The sequence below is a fragment of the Nocardia sp. AB354 genome, assembly GCF_049538315.1.
In the GTDB taxonomy this organism is placed as follows: domain Bacteria; phylum Actinomycetota; class Actinomycetes; order Mycobacteriales; family Mycobacteriaceae; genus Nocardia; species Nocardia nova.
The window spans coordinates 484,216-497,577 of the sequence record NZ_JBMVFU010000002.1 but is presented as its reverse complement, the minus strand read 5'-3'; the positions used below and the strand labels follow the sequence as shown (position 1 = coordinate 497,577).

The following is a 13,362-nucleotide window of genomic DNA, read 5'->3' as shown; positions in this document are numbered from 1 at the left end:
GGTGGTGTGCGCGCGGCGCGCACGGCCGGCCACAGCGCCGCCAGCACACCGACCACGGCCGAGCCGATCAACATGCCCACGATCTGGCCCCACGGCACGGTGATCGTGCTCAACCCCAGATCCGACAGCGTGCGCAGGAATCCGACGCCGAGTCCCAGCCCGAGGACCACCCCGACCACGGCACCGAAGACCGCGATCAGCATGGATTCGAGATAGATCGTGCGCCGGACCTGTGGGCGCTGCATGCCGACCGCACGGAGCATGCCGATCTCGCGCCGCCGCTCGACGACCGAGAGGGCGAGCGTATTCACGATGCCGAGAATCGCGATCACCACCGCCAATGCCAGCAGCCCGTAGAGGATGGCGAGCATGGTGTTGATCTGTTTGCCCTGTGCGCCTTTGAATTCCTCGCGGTCCTGCACCTGCACCACCACGTAGGACGCGGTCGCCTTCTCCAGGTTGCCCCGCATCGCGGCGACGTCGGCGCCCGGCGCGGCCTTGACCAGCACGATCAGGTCGGTGCGGAACGCCACCGGCATCACCTGGTTGTAGAGGTCCGGCGCCACCACCAGGGGGCCGAGCAGCTGGCTGTCGGCATAGATGCCGGCGACGGTCACCGAGAACTTCTTGTTGTCCACACTGGTGACCTCGACGCGGTCGCCCGCATGCCAATTGCGTTTGCCCGCTTCGGTTTCCGACACCAGCAGGGAGTCGCCGGTGAGGTTGTCGGTGCCGTGGCGGATGTCGTAGCGCAGGACCTGCCCCATCGGCGCGTCCGGCGAGGTGCCGGTGACCTGGTCGTCGCCCACCCGCAGCGCGACCCCGCGGAAGGCCACCACGTCGGAAACCCCGGGGACCGAGCGCGCCGCCTCCGCGGCGCCCAGCGGCACACCGATCATCTGCGGCCCGGCCAGGACGTAGTCGGCGTTCACACCCTTGTCGACGAGTTCGCCGACACTGGCCTTCGCCGAGGCGCCGAGCATGCCGATCGCCGAGACCAGCATCAGCCCCAAGGTGAGCGCGAACGCCGTGGCGGCGGTGCGGCGTGGGTTGCGCATCGCGTTGTTGCGCGCCATCGCGCCGATCGAGCCGAACGGACGTACCAGCAGGCTCAGCGCTCCGACCACCGGTCGCGACAATGCCGGTGAGGCGAACAGGACCGCGAAAATCAAAGCGGCCGCGCCGACTCCGACCGTGGCCGCGGCATTGCCGCCGGTGTTGCGGGCCCCGAGCACCACCAGCACCACACCGATCACCGCCAGGACCGCACCGATCAGCGTGCGCACGCGCAGCGATTCACCGACCGAGGCGAACTCCTCGCGCATCGCCTCCACCGGCGGAATCTTGGCCGCCCGCCGAGCGGGTGCGTAGGCGCTGGCCACCGTCACCACCAGGCCGATGCCGATCGCCGTCAGCACGGTCCGCGGCAAGACCTGCATGGTTCCGGTGGGCAGTCCGAGGTCGAAGGCGTTGAGCAGCGCGGACAGCCCGAACGCCAGCCCGATGCCGCCGGCCAGTCCGAGCAGACTGCCGATCAGGCCGATGACGAAGGCCTCCGCCACCACCGACAAGCCGACCTGACGCCGCCCGGCCCCGACCGCTCGCAACAGCGCCAGCTCCCGCAATCGCTGTGCCACGATCATCGAGAAGGTGTTGTAGATGATGAAGGTGCCGACCAGCAGCGCGATCGCGCCGAAGGCGAGCAGGAAGTAGTTGACGAATTTCAGCGCGTTGCCGACCTGGGCCTTCAGATCGGCGCGCACCTGATCGCCGTTCATGACCTTGTAATCGGGCGCCACCTTCGCAATCCGGTCGCGCAATGTATCCGGGGACACCCCGGGCACCGCGGCCACATCCACGTAGGCGACATGCGCTCCGTCGGTGAACAGTTCCCGGGCCTGCGAGTCGTCGAACAGCAGCCCGATGAATCCGCCGGTGTCCGAGGACACGGTGTAGATGCCGCTGACGGTCATATCGATGGTGCCGCGGGAAGGAATCAGCACCTTGGCCTTGTCACCCACGTGCAATCCGGCCCGGTCCGCCCCACCGGAATTGATCGCGATCTGCCCCGGTGTCACCGGCGCCACTCCGTCGACGAAATGCTCCGGGTCGGCGATCGCCTTGTCCGGCGGCAGATAGGACCGGCCCCAACTCGGCGCGCCGCCCGTCTGCACCGCATGCCCGTCCTTCAGCAGAACGATCGGTCCCTGCACCGCCGGCGCCACCGCGCGCACGCCGTCGGTCGCGGCGACCTTGGCGACCAGGTCGTTCGGAACACCCAGCGACTGGCTGTGTTTCGGCTCCACCCGTACGTCGACGCCCTTGGCCTGGTCGGCGAAGATGCCGTCGAAGGTGCGCTGCAGGGTGTCGGTGAAGACGAAAGAGCCTGCGACGAAGGCGGTTCCGAGCACGACCGAGAGCAATGTCAGCGCCAGCCGCACCTTGTGCGCGGCCAGATTACGCAAGGCCACCTTGCGCATCGGCGATCCAGCCATGGCGCTATGCCTCCAGGGATTTCATGCGGTCCAGCACCGACTCCGCTGTCGGATCCCGCAATTCGTCGACGATGCGCCCGTCGGCGAGGAAGATCACGCGGTCGGCGTAGGAGGCGGCATGGGGTTCGTGCGTGACGATCACGACCGTCTGGCCGAATTCGTCGACCGCCGCCCGCAGAATCGACAGCACCTCACCGGAGGACCGCGAATCGAGGTTGCCGGTCGGCTCGTCGCCGAAGATGATGTCGGGCCGGCCGACCAGCGCCCGCGCACACGCGACACGCTGCTGCTGCCCGCCCGACAACTCACTCGGCCGGTGGTCGAGGCGATCGCCCAGACCGAGACGTCCGATCACGGTGTCCAGCCACTCCTGATCGGGCTTGCGGCCCGCGATATCCAGCGGCAGGGTGATGTTCTCGAGCGCGGTCAGCGTCGGCACCAGGTTGAACGCCTGGAAGACGAAGCCGATGCGGTCGCGGCGCAGGCGCGTCATCTGCTTGTCCGACAGACCGGTCAGCGCGGTGTCGCCGATGTACACCGTGCCGGAGGTGGCGCTGTCCAGTCCGGCCAGGCAATGCATCAACGTCGATTTTCCGGAGCCGGACGGGCCCATGATCGCGGTGAACTCCCGCTGGGCGAAATCGGCCGAAACCCCGTCGAGGGCGCGGACCTGGGTGTCTCCGGATCCGTACAGTTTCGTCAGGTCGGTGGCGCGGGCCGCGAGCGTGGTCGCCGCGGCGGGTTCGGTGCCCAGGGCATCGGCAGTCATGGTCTCCAGTCTGGCCAAACCGGCGTGCGGGCGCCATCAGGATTTCCCCCCAATACCTGGGGCGCATTTCCCGGGACCCGCCGGGGATCCCGCAGCGCCGAGCTTCCGCGCACCTATCCTCGTGCGCATGGCTGCGCTCACCCCGGTCCTGCTGATGCTCGTCGGTGGGATCGCGCTGGCGCAGTACGGCCTTCTGCGCTGGATTTCGGCCGCCCGATTGCTTCTGCCGGCGGTGGTCCTCGGCCTCGCCGCGCAACTCACCCACGACGCGATCGACGGTGGCGGCATCACCCGCATCGACGAACCCGTCACCGACTGGGTGATCGACCATCGCATCGGTTGGCTGAACCCGGTGATTCGGACACTCACCGATTTCGGCGGCGTCGCCGCGATGACGGCCGTGACCATTGTGGCCTGCGCCTGGTTCGGCGTGCGACGGCAGTGGGCGCGGCTGCTGACCACGGCCGCGGTGGGTGTCGGGACAGCGGTGATCGGTGCCGTGCTGAAGTCGGCTATCGGGCGGCACCGGCCGCCCGCGATCGATCAGCTGGTCACCGAGACCAGTCCGTCGTTCCCGTCCGGTCACACGTTGGGGAGTACCGCGGTGGTCGGGGTGCTGGCCGCCATGGTCGTGCTCTCGGCGTGCGGCCGGATGGCCCGCGTCGCCGCGGTCGCGGTCGCGGCACTGTTCGCGGTGGTGATCGGCCTGACCAGAATTTATCTCGGCGTGCACTGGACCACCGACGTGCTGGCCGGTTGGTCGATCGGGCTGATCTGGCTCGCGCTGTGCCTCGGCCCCTACCTGTGGTGGCGGGCGCGGGTCAACTCGAGAGCGCAGCCAGCAGAACCAGAACCACCAGCAGCAGCACCACCGCGCCGACGATGATGCCGATGATGAGCCCGGTGTTCGATGTGTTCTGCGCCGGGACGGGTCGCATCGGCTGCATCGGCGCCGGCGGCCGCTGTCCGTACGGCTGGTTGTACTGGTTGTACTGCCCGGAGGCTCCGTACGGCTGCGGCTGATTCGCCGGACGCGCGGCGGTGGCGGGATACGGCTGCGGCACGGGCCCGTGGTGCGGCATCGGTTGGGGCCGGGCCGCGTGCGGCATCGACGGACCGGTCGCCGGCCGATGCACGACCGGCTGTCCCGGCCCGGTGCCCGGCCGGCCCGTCGTCGGCATCGGCGGACCGGTGTAGGGGCGCCCGACCGTCGGCATCCGCGGCGCACTGGCCGGGGACAACGCCTGGCGGGCGGCGGCGGCGAACTCCGCACAGCTGCCGAATCGGTCGCCCGCACGCTTCTGCATCGCCTTCAGCAGGACCGCGTCCAGGCTCGCGGGCAGGCCGGGTCGCACACTGCTCAGCGCGGGCGGCGGCCCCTGCAGATGGCCGCGGATCACCGCCGCCGGATTCGGCGCGTTGAACGGTCCCCGGCCGGTGAACAGCCAGAACAGGCTGCACGCCAGCGAGTACTGGTCCGAACTGCCGTCCAGCGGCGCGCCGGTGAGCTGTTCGGGTGAGGCATAGGCCAGGGTCGCGGTGAAGGTTCCGGTCTGGGTGAGGTGACCGCCGTCGTCGCGCAGGCGGGCGATGCCGAAGTCGGTGAGATACACCCGCTCGCCCTTGCCTCCGGTGGAACGGGCCAGCAACATGTTGCCGGGCTTCACATCCCGGTGCATGACCCCGTTGCCGTGCGCGTAGTCCAGCGCCTCGGCCACCTCGGCGATGATCTGCACGGCCCGCTCGGGTGGCAGCTTCTTCGGGTCCACACTCGCGGCGTCGATACCGTCGATGTACTGCATCGAGATCCAGAGCTGACCGTCCTCGAGGCCGCGATCGTAGACCGTGACGACCTTGGGATGATCGAGTTGGGCGACCAGATCGGCCTCGCGCTCGAAGCGGGCCCGGATCTCCGGATCGGCGACCATCTCGCGGTTGAGCAACTTCAGCGCGGTCATCCGCGGCAACCGCGGGTGTTTGGCCAGATAGACCTGCCCCATACCGCCGCGGCCCAACAGTCGTTCGATGACGTAGCCCGCGAACACATCACCGTTGGCCAGCATGCCCCGCTCCCACTTCCCGTGCCGGAATCCCCGAAACCATAGCAGTCCACCGGAACCGGCATTCTCGATCGACGGGGCCGCCGGCCCGCGTGAACAACGGGTCACCGCCTGTCACTGCGGGCTGTCGGTGCCTACCGATACGCTCTCTGCCATGCGTATTGGAGCACACGTCCGTCAAGACAGTGATCCGATCGGCTTCGGCGAGCGATTGGGTGCCGACGTCATCCAGATGTTCGTCGTGGATCCGCAGGGCTGGGACAAACCGCAGCCGCATCCGCGCACGGAGGAGATCAAATCCAGCCCCATCGACGTGGTGGTGCATTCCTCCTATCAGATCAACGTGGCCAGTACGAACAATAGGTTGCGCATGCCCTCGCGCAACGCGGTCGCGCAGCAGGCGCAGGCCGCCGCCGATCTGGGCGCGTTCGGCCTTGTCGTGCACGGCGGGCACGTGCGTTCGGATGCCGAGATCGAGGCCGGAATCGTCAACTGGCGCAAGCTGTTCGAGCGCCAGCAGGACAAAGGCGGGTTCGCGGTGCCGATCCTCATCGAGAACACCGCCGGCGGTAATCACGCCATGGCACGTCATTTCGATTCGATCGCCCGGCTGTGGGATGCGGTCGGCGACTTCGGCGCGGGCTTCTGCCTCGACACCTGCCACGCCTGGGCGGGTGGTGAGGAGTTGGTCGGCGTGGTCGATCGGATTCGCGCGATCACCGGCCGCATCGATCTGGTGCATCTGAACTCCTCGCGCGACAACTTCAACTCCGGCGCCGACCGGCACGCCAACTTCGCCGACGGCACCATCGATCCGCAGTTGCTCGCCGAGGTGTGCCGGACCGCCGACGCGCCCGTGGTGCTGGAAACACCGGCCGAGGGTGTCGCCGAGGACCTCGCCTACCTGCGCGAACACCTCGGCTGAGCAAGGTCGGCCGGGCGCAGCGCCGGCGCCGCCTTTGTGATCGCGCTGACCGTAAACCTGGTCGCGCGCGGGCCCCGATGGTGTGCTCGGAACACAGCACGTTCCGAGCGAAAGGCCCTCCATGTCAAGCGATCACGCAGCAGAGTCCGTGTCCGTGGTGAAACTCGGAACCCACATCGGCGCCCGGATCGACGGCGTCCGGCTCGGCGGGGATCTGGCTCCGGAGACGGTCGCGGCCATCCGCGCGGCCCTCAACGAGCACAAGGTGATCTTCTTCCGGGATCAGCACCATCTCACCGAAGACGGTCAGCACGAATTCGCTCAGCTGCTCGGCAGTCCGACCACGCCGCACCCCACGGTCACCTCCAAAGGCGTGAAGAGCCTGGCGATCGATTCCCACCACGGCCGAGCCAACAGCTGGCACAGCGACGTCACCTTCGTCGACCGGATCCCGAAGGCCTCGATTCTGCGCGCGGTGACCCTTCCCAGCTACGGCGGCTCGACCACGTGGGCCTCGACCGTGGCCGCCTACGCCTCGCTGCCGGAGCCGCTGAAGCGCCTGGCCGAGGAGCTGCGCGCCGTGCACACCAACAAGTACGACTACGCGGCGAGCCACGAGGAGCAGCCGGACCCGAACGCGCAGGCCTACCGGGAGGAATTCCAGTCGACCTACTACGAGACCGAGCATCCGGTAGTCCGGGTACACCCCGAGACCGGTGACCGTGCGCTGCTGCTCGGACATTTCGTCAAGCAGTTCGTCGGTCTGTCCAGCAACGAGTCGCACGCCCTGTTCCGCCTGCTGCAGGATCGCGTGACCCGGCTCGAGCACACCACCCGGTGGAACTGGTCGCTCGGCGACGTGGCGATCTGGGACAACCGTGCCACTCAGCACTATGCGATCGACGACTACGACGGCGCCGAGCACCGCAAGCTGACCCGCATTACGCTGGCCGGAGACATTCCGGTCGGCGTGGACGGCCGGACCAGCCTCAGCATCGCCGGTAACGCCGACCACTACTCGATCATCGAGGATCTGGCCGAGGCGGCCTGATCCGCCGCGCCGGCCGGTGGTTGAATCGGTACATGGAGATTCGACCGCTGGCCGGCGTTCGGGTACTGGAACTGGGCAACTACATCGCGGCGCCGACCGCGGGGCGCATTCTCGGCGACTTCGGCGCCGAGGTGATCAAGGTCGAGCGCCCGAAAACCGGTGACGAGCTGCGCAATTGGCGCCTCTATGGCGGCGACACCTCGATGTTGTATCGCACGGTGAACCGCAACAAGAAGTCGATCACCCTCGACTTGCGCACCGAGGCGGGACGGGCGATCGTGCTGGATCTCATCCGGCACTGCGATGTGCTGCTGGAGAATTTCCGGCCCGGCATGCTGGAGAAGTGGGGGCTGGGGCCGGAGGTGCTCGACGAGGCGAATCCCGATCTGGTCATCACCCGCATCTCCGCCTACGGGCAGACCGGACCGCTCTCCCAGCGGCCGGGTTTCGCCGCGGTCGCCGAGGCGATCGGCGGGCTGCGCGAACTGGTCGGCGACCCGGATCGGCCGCCGGTGCGGGTGGGCGTCTCGATCGGGGATTCCATCGCGGGGATCTACGCCGCCTTCGGCACGGTGCTGGCACTGTTCCAGCGCAAGGGCACCGAGGAGCGAATCCCGTTGCCGCAGCGCATCATCGACGTCGCACTGAACGAGTCGATTCTCTCCGTGATGGAGTCGCTGGTTCCCGACTACGAGGCCTACGGCATCAACCGCCAGCGCGTCGGCGGTCGGATGGAAGGGATCGCGCCGAGTAACGCCTACCCGTGCGCCGACGGCACCAGCATCATCATCGGCGGAAACGGCGACGCGATCTTCCGGCGCTATATGCAGGTGATCGAGCGCCCCGATCTCGCCGAGGATCCGGAATTACAGGACAACGCCGGCCGCTGGCGCCACCGCGACCGCCTCGACGCCGCGATCGGCGAATGGAGTGTGCGCCACACCCGCGACGAGGCGCTGGCGATCCTCGAGCAGGCGGCCATCCCGTGCGGCCCGATCTACACCGCGGCCGATATCGTCGCCGACGAACAGTACCGGGCGCGCAACATGATTCAGCATTTCCCGGTCGACGTCGGCGCCGCCGAACCGAAACAGGTCGCCTTCACCGGCATCGTCCCGGTGATCGGCGAACGTTCGCTGCCGATCCGCACGGTGGGTCCCGATCTGGGCGAACACACCCGAGAGGTCCTCTCGGAACTGCTGGGAATGTCGGACGCCGACATCGACGGCCTGGAGGCGTGATGAGCGACAATCGCGCAGCGGCTCGTCCCGCCGACCGGGTGCGGGTGTCCCGCATGAACACCGCAGGCGTGATGAGCGACAATGGCGCAGCGGCTCGTCCCGCCGACCGGGTGCGGGTGTCCCGCAAGACACAGGAGGCGTGATGAGCGACTTTCCTTCCACCACTGCGGGCACGTTGCGGGATGTGACCCTGCGGGACGGACTTCAGCTGACCGGCAAGGTGCTGCCGACCGAGCACAAGGTGGAGATCGCCCGCACCCTGCTCGCGCTGGGCGTGCCGGAACTCGAGATCGGTTCGATGGCACGCCCGGATCTGGTGCCGCCGATGGCCAACAGCATGGAGGTCGTGGCCGCGCTGACTCCCGAAGAGCTGCAACGCTGCTGGGTGTGGGTGGCCACGCCGCGGCAGGTCGCGCGTGCCGCCGAGGCGGGCGTGCGGAACTTCCAGTACTGCCTGTCGGTATCGGATGCGCACAACAAGGCCAATATCGGCCGCACGGCCGAGGACAGCGTGGCCGCGATGCCCGAGGCGATCCGGCTGACCGAGGAGGTCGGCGGGTCCATTCAACTCTGTCTGGCAACGTCTTTCACCTGTCCTTTCGACGGGCCGGTGGATCCCGAGCGAGTCCTCGCGATCGCCGCCGATCCCCGCACCGACGGCGCCGCCGATATCGTGATCGCCGATACGCTCGGCCAGGCCTATCCGGCGCAGGTGCATGCCCTGATCGCCGCCGTGCGAACGGGAACTCCGCAGCGCCGCATCCTCTTCCACGGCCACGACACCTGGGGTATGGGCGTCGCCAACTCGCTGGCGGCCCTGGCCGCCGGCGCCGATGCGGTGGACGGTTCCCTGGGCGGTCTGGGCGGCTGCCCCTTCGCGCCGGGCGCGAGCGGCAACACCGCCAGCGAGGACATTCTGTTCGCCACCCGCCCGGACTGGTTCACCCCCGCCGCGCTGACGACCATGGTCGGCCTCACCGAACGTCTGCTGACCGACCTGGGCGAGCCCAACCGCTCCCGCACCGCCGAAGGCGCTCGCTCCGAGGCTCGTGCCTTCGAATGGATTGTGCCGCGCCAGGATTAGGCGTGCCGAGCCCTATCGGCCGTCCCGATCGTCCAGGCCCATACGCGCGGTGATGCCGTCGAGCAGGCACCCGAGTGTCCACGCCACGGGGTCGGCGGGACCGGCGCCGGTGCGGCCGTGGAACCAGCGCGTGAAGGCGGGATAGCGACTGTCCGCGAGCAGGGGTTCCACCAGGGGCTTCGCCGCCTCGGCGAGCTCCTGGTCGGTGGCGAGTCCGACGCGGGTTCGCATGCGCCGCTCCTCGGCCACCTGCAGGGCGGCGCCGAACAGATGGCCGTCCACCGCACCGGTCAGCAGTGAGAGGTCATCGGCGGACAGACCGAGCGGTTCGAGCATCGCGAAACGGAAATCGAAGTAGCGCAGCGCATTCGGGCCCAGCGGGGGGCGGGTGTGGACGAGTTCACCGAACCAGAGGTGGCGCTGGATGACAGTCCAGGTATCCAGCGCGAGGCGTTCCAACGCGCCTCGCCAGTCCGAATGCGCCGCCGGAGCCGGAGCGTCGGCGAGCGGCACCTCGCCGTAGACGGCGTCGATCATCAGATCGACCAGCCCGTCCTTGCTGCCCACGTACCGATACAGCGACATCGGCGTGGACGCGCCCACCGCCTGGGCCACCCGGCGCATCGTCAGCGCCCGCGCGCCCTCGGCATCGGCGATCGCCATTCCCGCGCGCAGAATCTCGGCCCGGCTCAGATTCGTCGTCGGCCGGCCGGGCGGTTCCGGCAGGGACCAGATGAGCGGTCCCGGCACTTCCTCGGTCACCGTGCACACCTCCTTGCCGGAATTCAACCACCGGTGTACAACGTACACATGATGTACGACGTACACTCTGATCCGGTCCTCATCGTCGGCGGCGGATTGACCGGCCTGACCGCGGCCTTGTTCCTGCGCCATCAGGGCGTACCGTCCGTGCTGGTCGAGCGCCGGGCCACCACCTCGGCCCAGCCGAAGGCACGCCGGATCAATATCCGGACGATGGAGCTGTTCCGCCGGATCGGCATCGCCGCGGCCGTCGAAGACGCCGCCCGTGGACTCTCGGCACATCAGGCGATGGCGGCGGGGCCGACAATGGCCCGCGCCGAACGGTTACCGTTCACCTTCCCCGGCGGACTGCCGGACTGGGACGCGATCACACCCGCCGCGGCGTGTCTGTGCGCACAGGATCTGCTGGAGCCCACTCTGCGCGAACTGGCCGAGGCACGCGGTTGCGATATCCGCTTCGGTGTCGAATGCGTCGACGTCACCGAGGACGCCGCGGGTCTCACCGCGACCCTGCGCACGGCTCCGGATCGCGTCGACACCCTGCGAGCGTCGTACCTCGTCGCGGCGGACGGTGCGCACAGTCCGATCCGCGAGCGACTGAAGATCGGCCGCCACGGCCGCGGCACCCTCGGCCGCGCCGTGAACGTGTACTTCCGCGCGGATCTGACGGAGTGGGTGCGGGGCCGCGAATTCAACCTCTGCCAGATCGAGAACGACCGCGTCCCCGGCGCTTTCGCCTCGGTGGACGGCGCACACCGATGGATCTTCACCAGTTCGGCGGAGGTCGACCACCCCGCCGGCCGGTGGCCCGAACTGCTGCGAGAGGCCATCGGTGTCCCCGATATCGATGTGGAGGTGTTGAGCGTATTGCCGTGGGAGCCGGGAATGTTCATCGCCGACACGTTCCGATCGGGCCGGGTGTTCCTGGCCGGCGACGCGGCGCATGTGATGCCGCCGTACGCGGCCGCGGGCGCCAACACCGGCATCCAGGACGGCCACAACCTGGCCTGGAAACTGGCGCTGGTCCTGCGCGGCGCGGCGCCGGCACACCTGCTCGACAGTTACGACCTCGAGCGCCGCCCCGTCGGCCGGTACATCGCCGATCAATCGAGCATCCGAACCGCCGACCTGCGCACCATGACTCGCGAATCCACCGACGGCACGCCGCTCGCCGACCCGATCGCCCTGATCCTCGGCACTCGATATCCCGCCGGCGCGTTCGTCGACGACGGCAGCACGCACACCATGGACCATCTGGATCTGACCGGGCAGCCCGGTACCCGGCTGCCCCACCGCTACCTCGCCGCCGGCCGCTCCACGCTCGATCTGATCGGCACGGCGTTCACGCTGCTGGTAGGTCCGGAGGCGCCGGACCGGGAGTTCGACGCACAGCCTGTCGAGATCGTCCGCATGGACCGGTCGTGGTGCGCCACCACCGGATTGACGCCGACGGGCGCGCTGCTGGTCCGCCCGGACCAGGTGATCGCGTGGCGGGTTCCGGTCGCACCGGCCGATCCCGCCGCGGCCTTCCGGTCGGCCTGGGCCCGAATCATGGACGGCACCGATCACGAACCCGAGCGCGGCGGCCGCTCGACCGCCATCCACACGGACGCTTGACCTGAAGTTAACTTCAGCTTCTAGGTTGGCTGTAGCCGAAGCGAACACGACACAGGAGACAGCCATGACACAGCGCCCGACTCTCGACGACCCCGCAGCCCGCACCACGGCACAGCGGGTGGCCGCGCATTTCGCCGCGGAATTGCAGCGCGCGGGCGAGACCGGCGACGCCGATCTCTACGACCACTCCTTCGCCGCGGATGTGCTGTGGGGCAGCCCGTTCGGCGCCACCGTCGTCGGTTACGACCAGCTCAATCCGATTCACCGCCGCCTGATGGCCGGACAGGTGGCGCCGCCCTCGACCTTCGAGGTGGTCGCCGCGACCACGCCGGCGCCGGGCGTGGTGGTGGCCCAGATCCGCAGGCAGGCAGTCGATCCCGACGGCTTCTCCGAGACGGCCATGTACGTGCTGGTGGAACGGGACGGGCGATGGTGGCTCGCGGCCGCCCAGAACACCCCGTTCCAGCCGGAGAAATCGGCACTGGGACGCACGGCGTAGCCGCCGTCACCCGGAAGCGCCGAAGACGAACCTCGGGAAATCGCCGACCGGGAGGTAGCCGATCTCCTGATAGATCTTGTTGGAGGTCGGATTGGCGAGATCGGCGAACAGACATACCTGGGAGCCGCTGTCGCGCAGCACTTTCGACACCTGCGCGGTGGCGGCGGCAGCGTACCCGTGGCGGCGGAATTCGGGAGGGGTGTAGACCGGCCCGATCCGGGTCCAGCCGTATGCGCGCCGCTGATGCGCGACCACGGAGACCGCCGCACCCTCGTCCTCCCACAGCCACCACTGCCCCGCGGCGATCCGATCGGGCACGGCACGCGGATCCGGGCCGATATCCTCCTCGCGGCGCATGCGTTCGGCCAGGCGCACACACACATCGGTATCGAATTCGCCGGCGCGGCGGACACGTCCCGGAACAGCAGGGATGCGCAACTCCCCGAGGCGATACAGTCGCGTCGTCCACTGCGGCCGAAACGCGATGCCGGACAAGCGTTGCCAGTGCACGGCGAATTCCGACGCGGAGTGCGGATCTCCCTCGACGGCCACGACGGCGGGGTCGCGATCGAACAGGGCCGCGGCCAGCCCCGTCGCCGCCGTGGCGGGAATGTCACCCAGGTACGCGCCGTACCCGGGCGTATTCATGGCGACCCCCAGCACCGTGTCGCCCTCGCAGACCATGGCGAAGACCGGATCGACCGTTATCGCCCCGGCCGCGCAGTTGCGGAGCATCGTGGCAATGACCGTGTGCCGCAGCGGGTCTCGCGCGAGGCAGTCGCCTGCGCGGACACGGAGTTCGAACGGGTCCGTGGTCAGCTCGATCCTCATGCCGCCAACGGTAGGCCCGTCGGATCAG

The 13,362-nt window shown here is 68.7% G+C and carries 13 protein-coding genes; 8 read left to right on the top strand and 5 right to left on the bottom strand.

Annotated features, from left to right (window positions below; genetic code table 11):
- Together ACPCUW_RS04845 and ACPCUW_RS04840 are read right to left on the bottom strand one after the other, a co-directional pair.
- Positions 1–2,495: ABC transporter permease (locus ACPCUW_RS04845; protein WP_423423782.1), on the bottom strand; the 2,495-nt coding region annotated here is incomplete at its 3' end.
- 4 nt (positions 2,496–2,499) lie between these two features.
- Positions 2,500–3,264, bottom strand: coding sequence for an ABC transporter ATP-binding protein (locus tag ACPCUW_RS04840; protein ID WP_104392629.1), 765 nt, complete (start codon positions 3,262–3,264; stop codon positions 2,500–2,502).
- 127 nt (positions 3,265–3,391) lie between these two features.
- Here ACPCUW_RS04840 and ACPCUW_RS04835 point away from each other — a divergent pair, with 127 nt between their 5' ends.
- Complete coding sequence (locus tag ACPCUW_RS04835; RefSeq protein ID WP_423423781.1) at positions 3,392–4,150, top strand: phosphatase PAP2 family protein; 759 nt, start codon at positions 3,392–3,394, stop codon at positions 4,148–4,150.
- On the opposite strand, the gene ACPCUW_RS04830 is transcribed toward ACPCUW_RS04835, so the two are convergent.
- Positions 4,086–5,327, bottom strand: coding sequence for a serine/threonine-protein kinase (locus ACPCUW_RS04830; RefSeq protein WP_082857283.1), 1,242 nt, complete (start codon positions 5,325–5,327; stop codon positions 4,086–4,088). The genes ACPCUW_RS04835 and ACPCUW_RS04830 overlap by 65 nt on opposite strands.
- Positions 5,328–5,478: 151 nt before the next feature.
- Here ACPCUW_RS04830 and ACPCUW_RS04825 point away from each other — a divergent pair, with 151 nt between their 5' ends.
- From ACPCUW_RS04825 to ACPCUW_RS04805, 5 genes are all read left to right on the top strand, one after another.
- Entirely contained in the window at positions 5,479–6,249 is a 771-nt protein-coding gene (locus ACPCUW_RS04825; protein ID WP_423423780.1) for a deoxyribonuclease IV, read from the top strand.
- Positions 6,250–6,370: 121 nt separating this feature from the next.
- Positions 6,371–7,300, top strand: a complete 930-nt coding sequence (locus ACPCUW_RS04820) for a TauD/TfdA dioxygenase family protein (protein WP_423423779.1) — start codon at positions 6,371–6,373, stop codon at positions 7,298–7,300.
- 32 nt (positions 7,301–7,332) lie between these two features.
- Positions 7,333–8,541: a CaiB/BaiF CoA transferase family protein gene (locus ACPCUW_RS04815; protein ID WP_423423778.1), complete on the top strand. Its 1,209-nt coding sequence runs from the start codon at positions 7,333–7,335 to the stop codon at positions 8,539–8,541.
- Positions 8,541–8,684: a hypothetical protein gene (locus ACPCUW_RS04810; protein WP_423423777.1), complete on the top strand. Its 144-nt coding sequence runs from the start codon at positions 8,541–8,543 to the stop codon at positions 8,682–8,684. Before ACPCUW_RS04815 ends, ACPCUW_RS04810 begins: the two co-directional genes overlap by 1 nt.
- The gene (locus ACPCUW_RS04805; protein ID WP_423423776.1) at positions 8,684–9,625 is read left to right on the top strand and encodes a hydroxymethylglutaryl-CoA lyase; all 942 of its coding nucleotides are present in this window, start codon (positions 8,684–8,686) and stop codon (positions 9,623–9,625) included. The genes ACPCUW_RS04810 and ACPCUW_RS04805 overlap by 1 nt, the downstream gene beginning before the upstream one ends.
- 12 nt (positions 9,626–9,637) lie before the next feature.
- Here ACPCUW_RS04805 and ACPCUW_RS04800 read toward each other — a convergent pair whose 3' ends face one another.
- Entirely contained in the window at positions 9,638–10,387 is a 750-nt protein-coding gene (locus ACPCUW_RS04800) for a TetR/AcrR family transcriptional regulator (protein WP_423423775.1), read from the bottom strand.
- Between the two features lie 48 nt (positions 10,388–10,435).
- Between ACPCUW_RS04800 and ACPCUW_RS04795 the strand changes: the two genes are divergently transcribed.
- Entirely contained in the window at positions 10,436–12,004 is a 1,569-nt protein-coding gene (locus ACPCUW_RS04795; protein WP_423423774.1) for an FAD-dependent monooxygenase, read from the top strand.
- A 64-nt stretch (positions 12,005–12,068) separates the two neighbouring features.
- The gene (locus tag ACPCUW_RS04790) at positions 12,069–12,503 is read left to right on the top strand and encodes an SgcJ/EcaC family oxidoreductase (RefSeq protein WP_423423773.1); all 435 of its coding nucleotides are present in this window, start codon (positions 12,069–12,071) and stop codon (positions 12,501–12,503) included.
- A gap of 6 nt (positions 12,504–12,509) precedes the next feature.
- Here ACPCUW_RS04790 and ACPCUW_RS04785 read toward each other — a convergent pair whose 3' ends face one another.
- Positions 12,510–13,334 carry a GNAT family N-acetyltransferase gene (locus tag ACPCUW_RS04785; protein ID WP_423423772.1) on the bottom strand — a complete coding sequence of 275 codons (825 nt, stop codon included), beginning with the start codon at positions 13,332–13,334 and terminating at the stop codon, positions 12,510–12,512.
- Positions 13,335–13,362: the final 28 nt, after the last annotated feature.

Excerpts from the sequence above, each read along its gene's own strand:
- ACPCUW_RS04840 (WP_104392629.1), bottom strand. The coding sequence starts at position 3,264 with ATGACTGCCGATGCCCTGGGCACCGAACCCGCCGCGGCGACCACGCTC.
- ACPCUW_RS04835 (WP_423423781.1), top strand. The coding sequence starts at position 3,392 with ATGGCTGCGCTCACCCCGGTCCTGCTGATGCTCGTCGGTGGGATCGCG.
- ACPCUW_RS04830 (WP_082857283.1), bottom strand. The coding sequence starts at position 5,327 with ATGCTGGCCAACGGTGATGTGTTCGCGGGCTACGTCATCGAACGACTG.
- ACPCUW_RS04825 (WP_423423780.1), top strand. The coding sequence starts at position 5,479 with ATGCGTATTGGAGCACACGTCCGTCAAGACAGTGATCCGATCGGCTTC.
- ACPCUW_RS04820 (WP_423423779.1), top strand. The coding sequence starts at position 6,371 with ATGTCAAGCGATCACGCAGCAGAGTCCGTGTCCGTGGTGAAACTCGGA.
- ACPCUW_RS04815 (WP_423423778.1), top strand. The coding sequence starts at position 7,333 with ATGGAGATTCGACCGCTGGCCGGCGTTCGGGTACTGGAACTGGGCAAC.
- ACPCUW_RS04810 (WP_423423777.1), top strand. The coding sequence starts at position 8,541 with ATGAGCGACAATCGCGCAGCGGCTCGTCCCGCCGACCGGGTGCGGGTG.
- ACPCUW_RS04805 (WP_423423776.1), top strand. The coding sequence starts at position 8,684 with ATGAGCGACTTTCCTTCCACCACTGCGGGCACGTTGCGGGATGTGACC.
- ACPCUW_RS04795 (WP_423423774.1), top strand. The coding sequence starts at position 10,436 with ATGATGTACGACGTACACTCTGATCCGGTCCTCATCGTCGGCGGCGGA.
- ACPCUW_RS04790 (WP_423423773.1), top strand. The coding sequence starts at position 12,069 with ATGACACAGCGCCCGACTCTCGACGACCCCGCAGCCCGCACCACGGCA.
- ACPCUW_RS04785 (WP_423423772.1), bottom strand. The coding sequence starts at position 13,334 with ATGAGGATCGAGCTGACCACGGACCCGTTCGAACTCCGTGTCCGCGCA.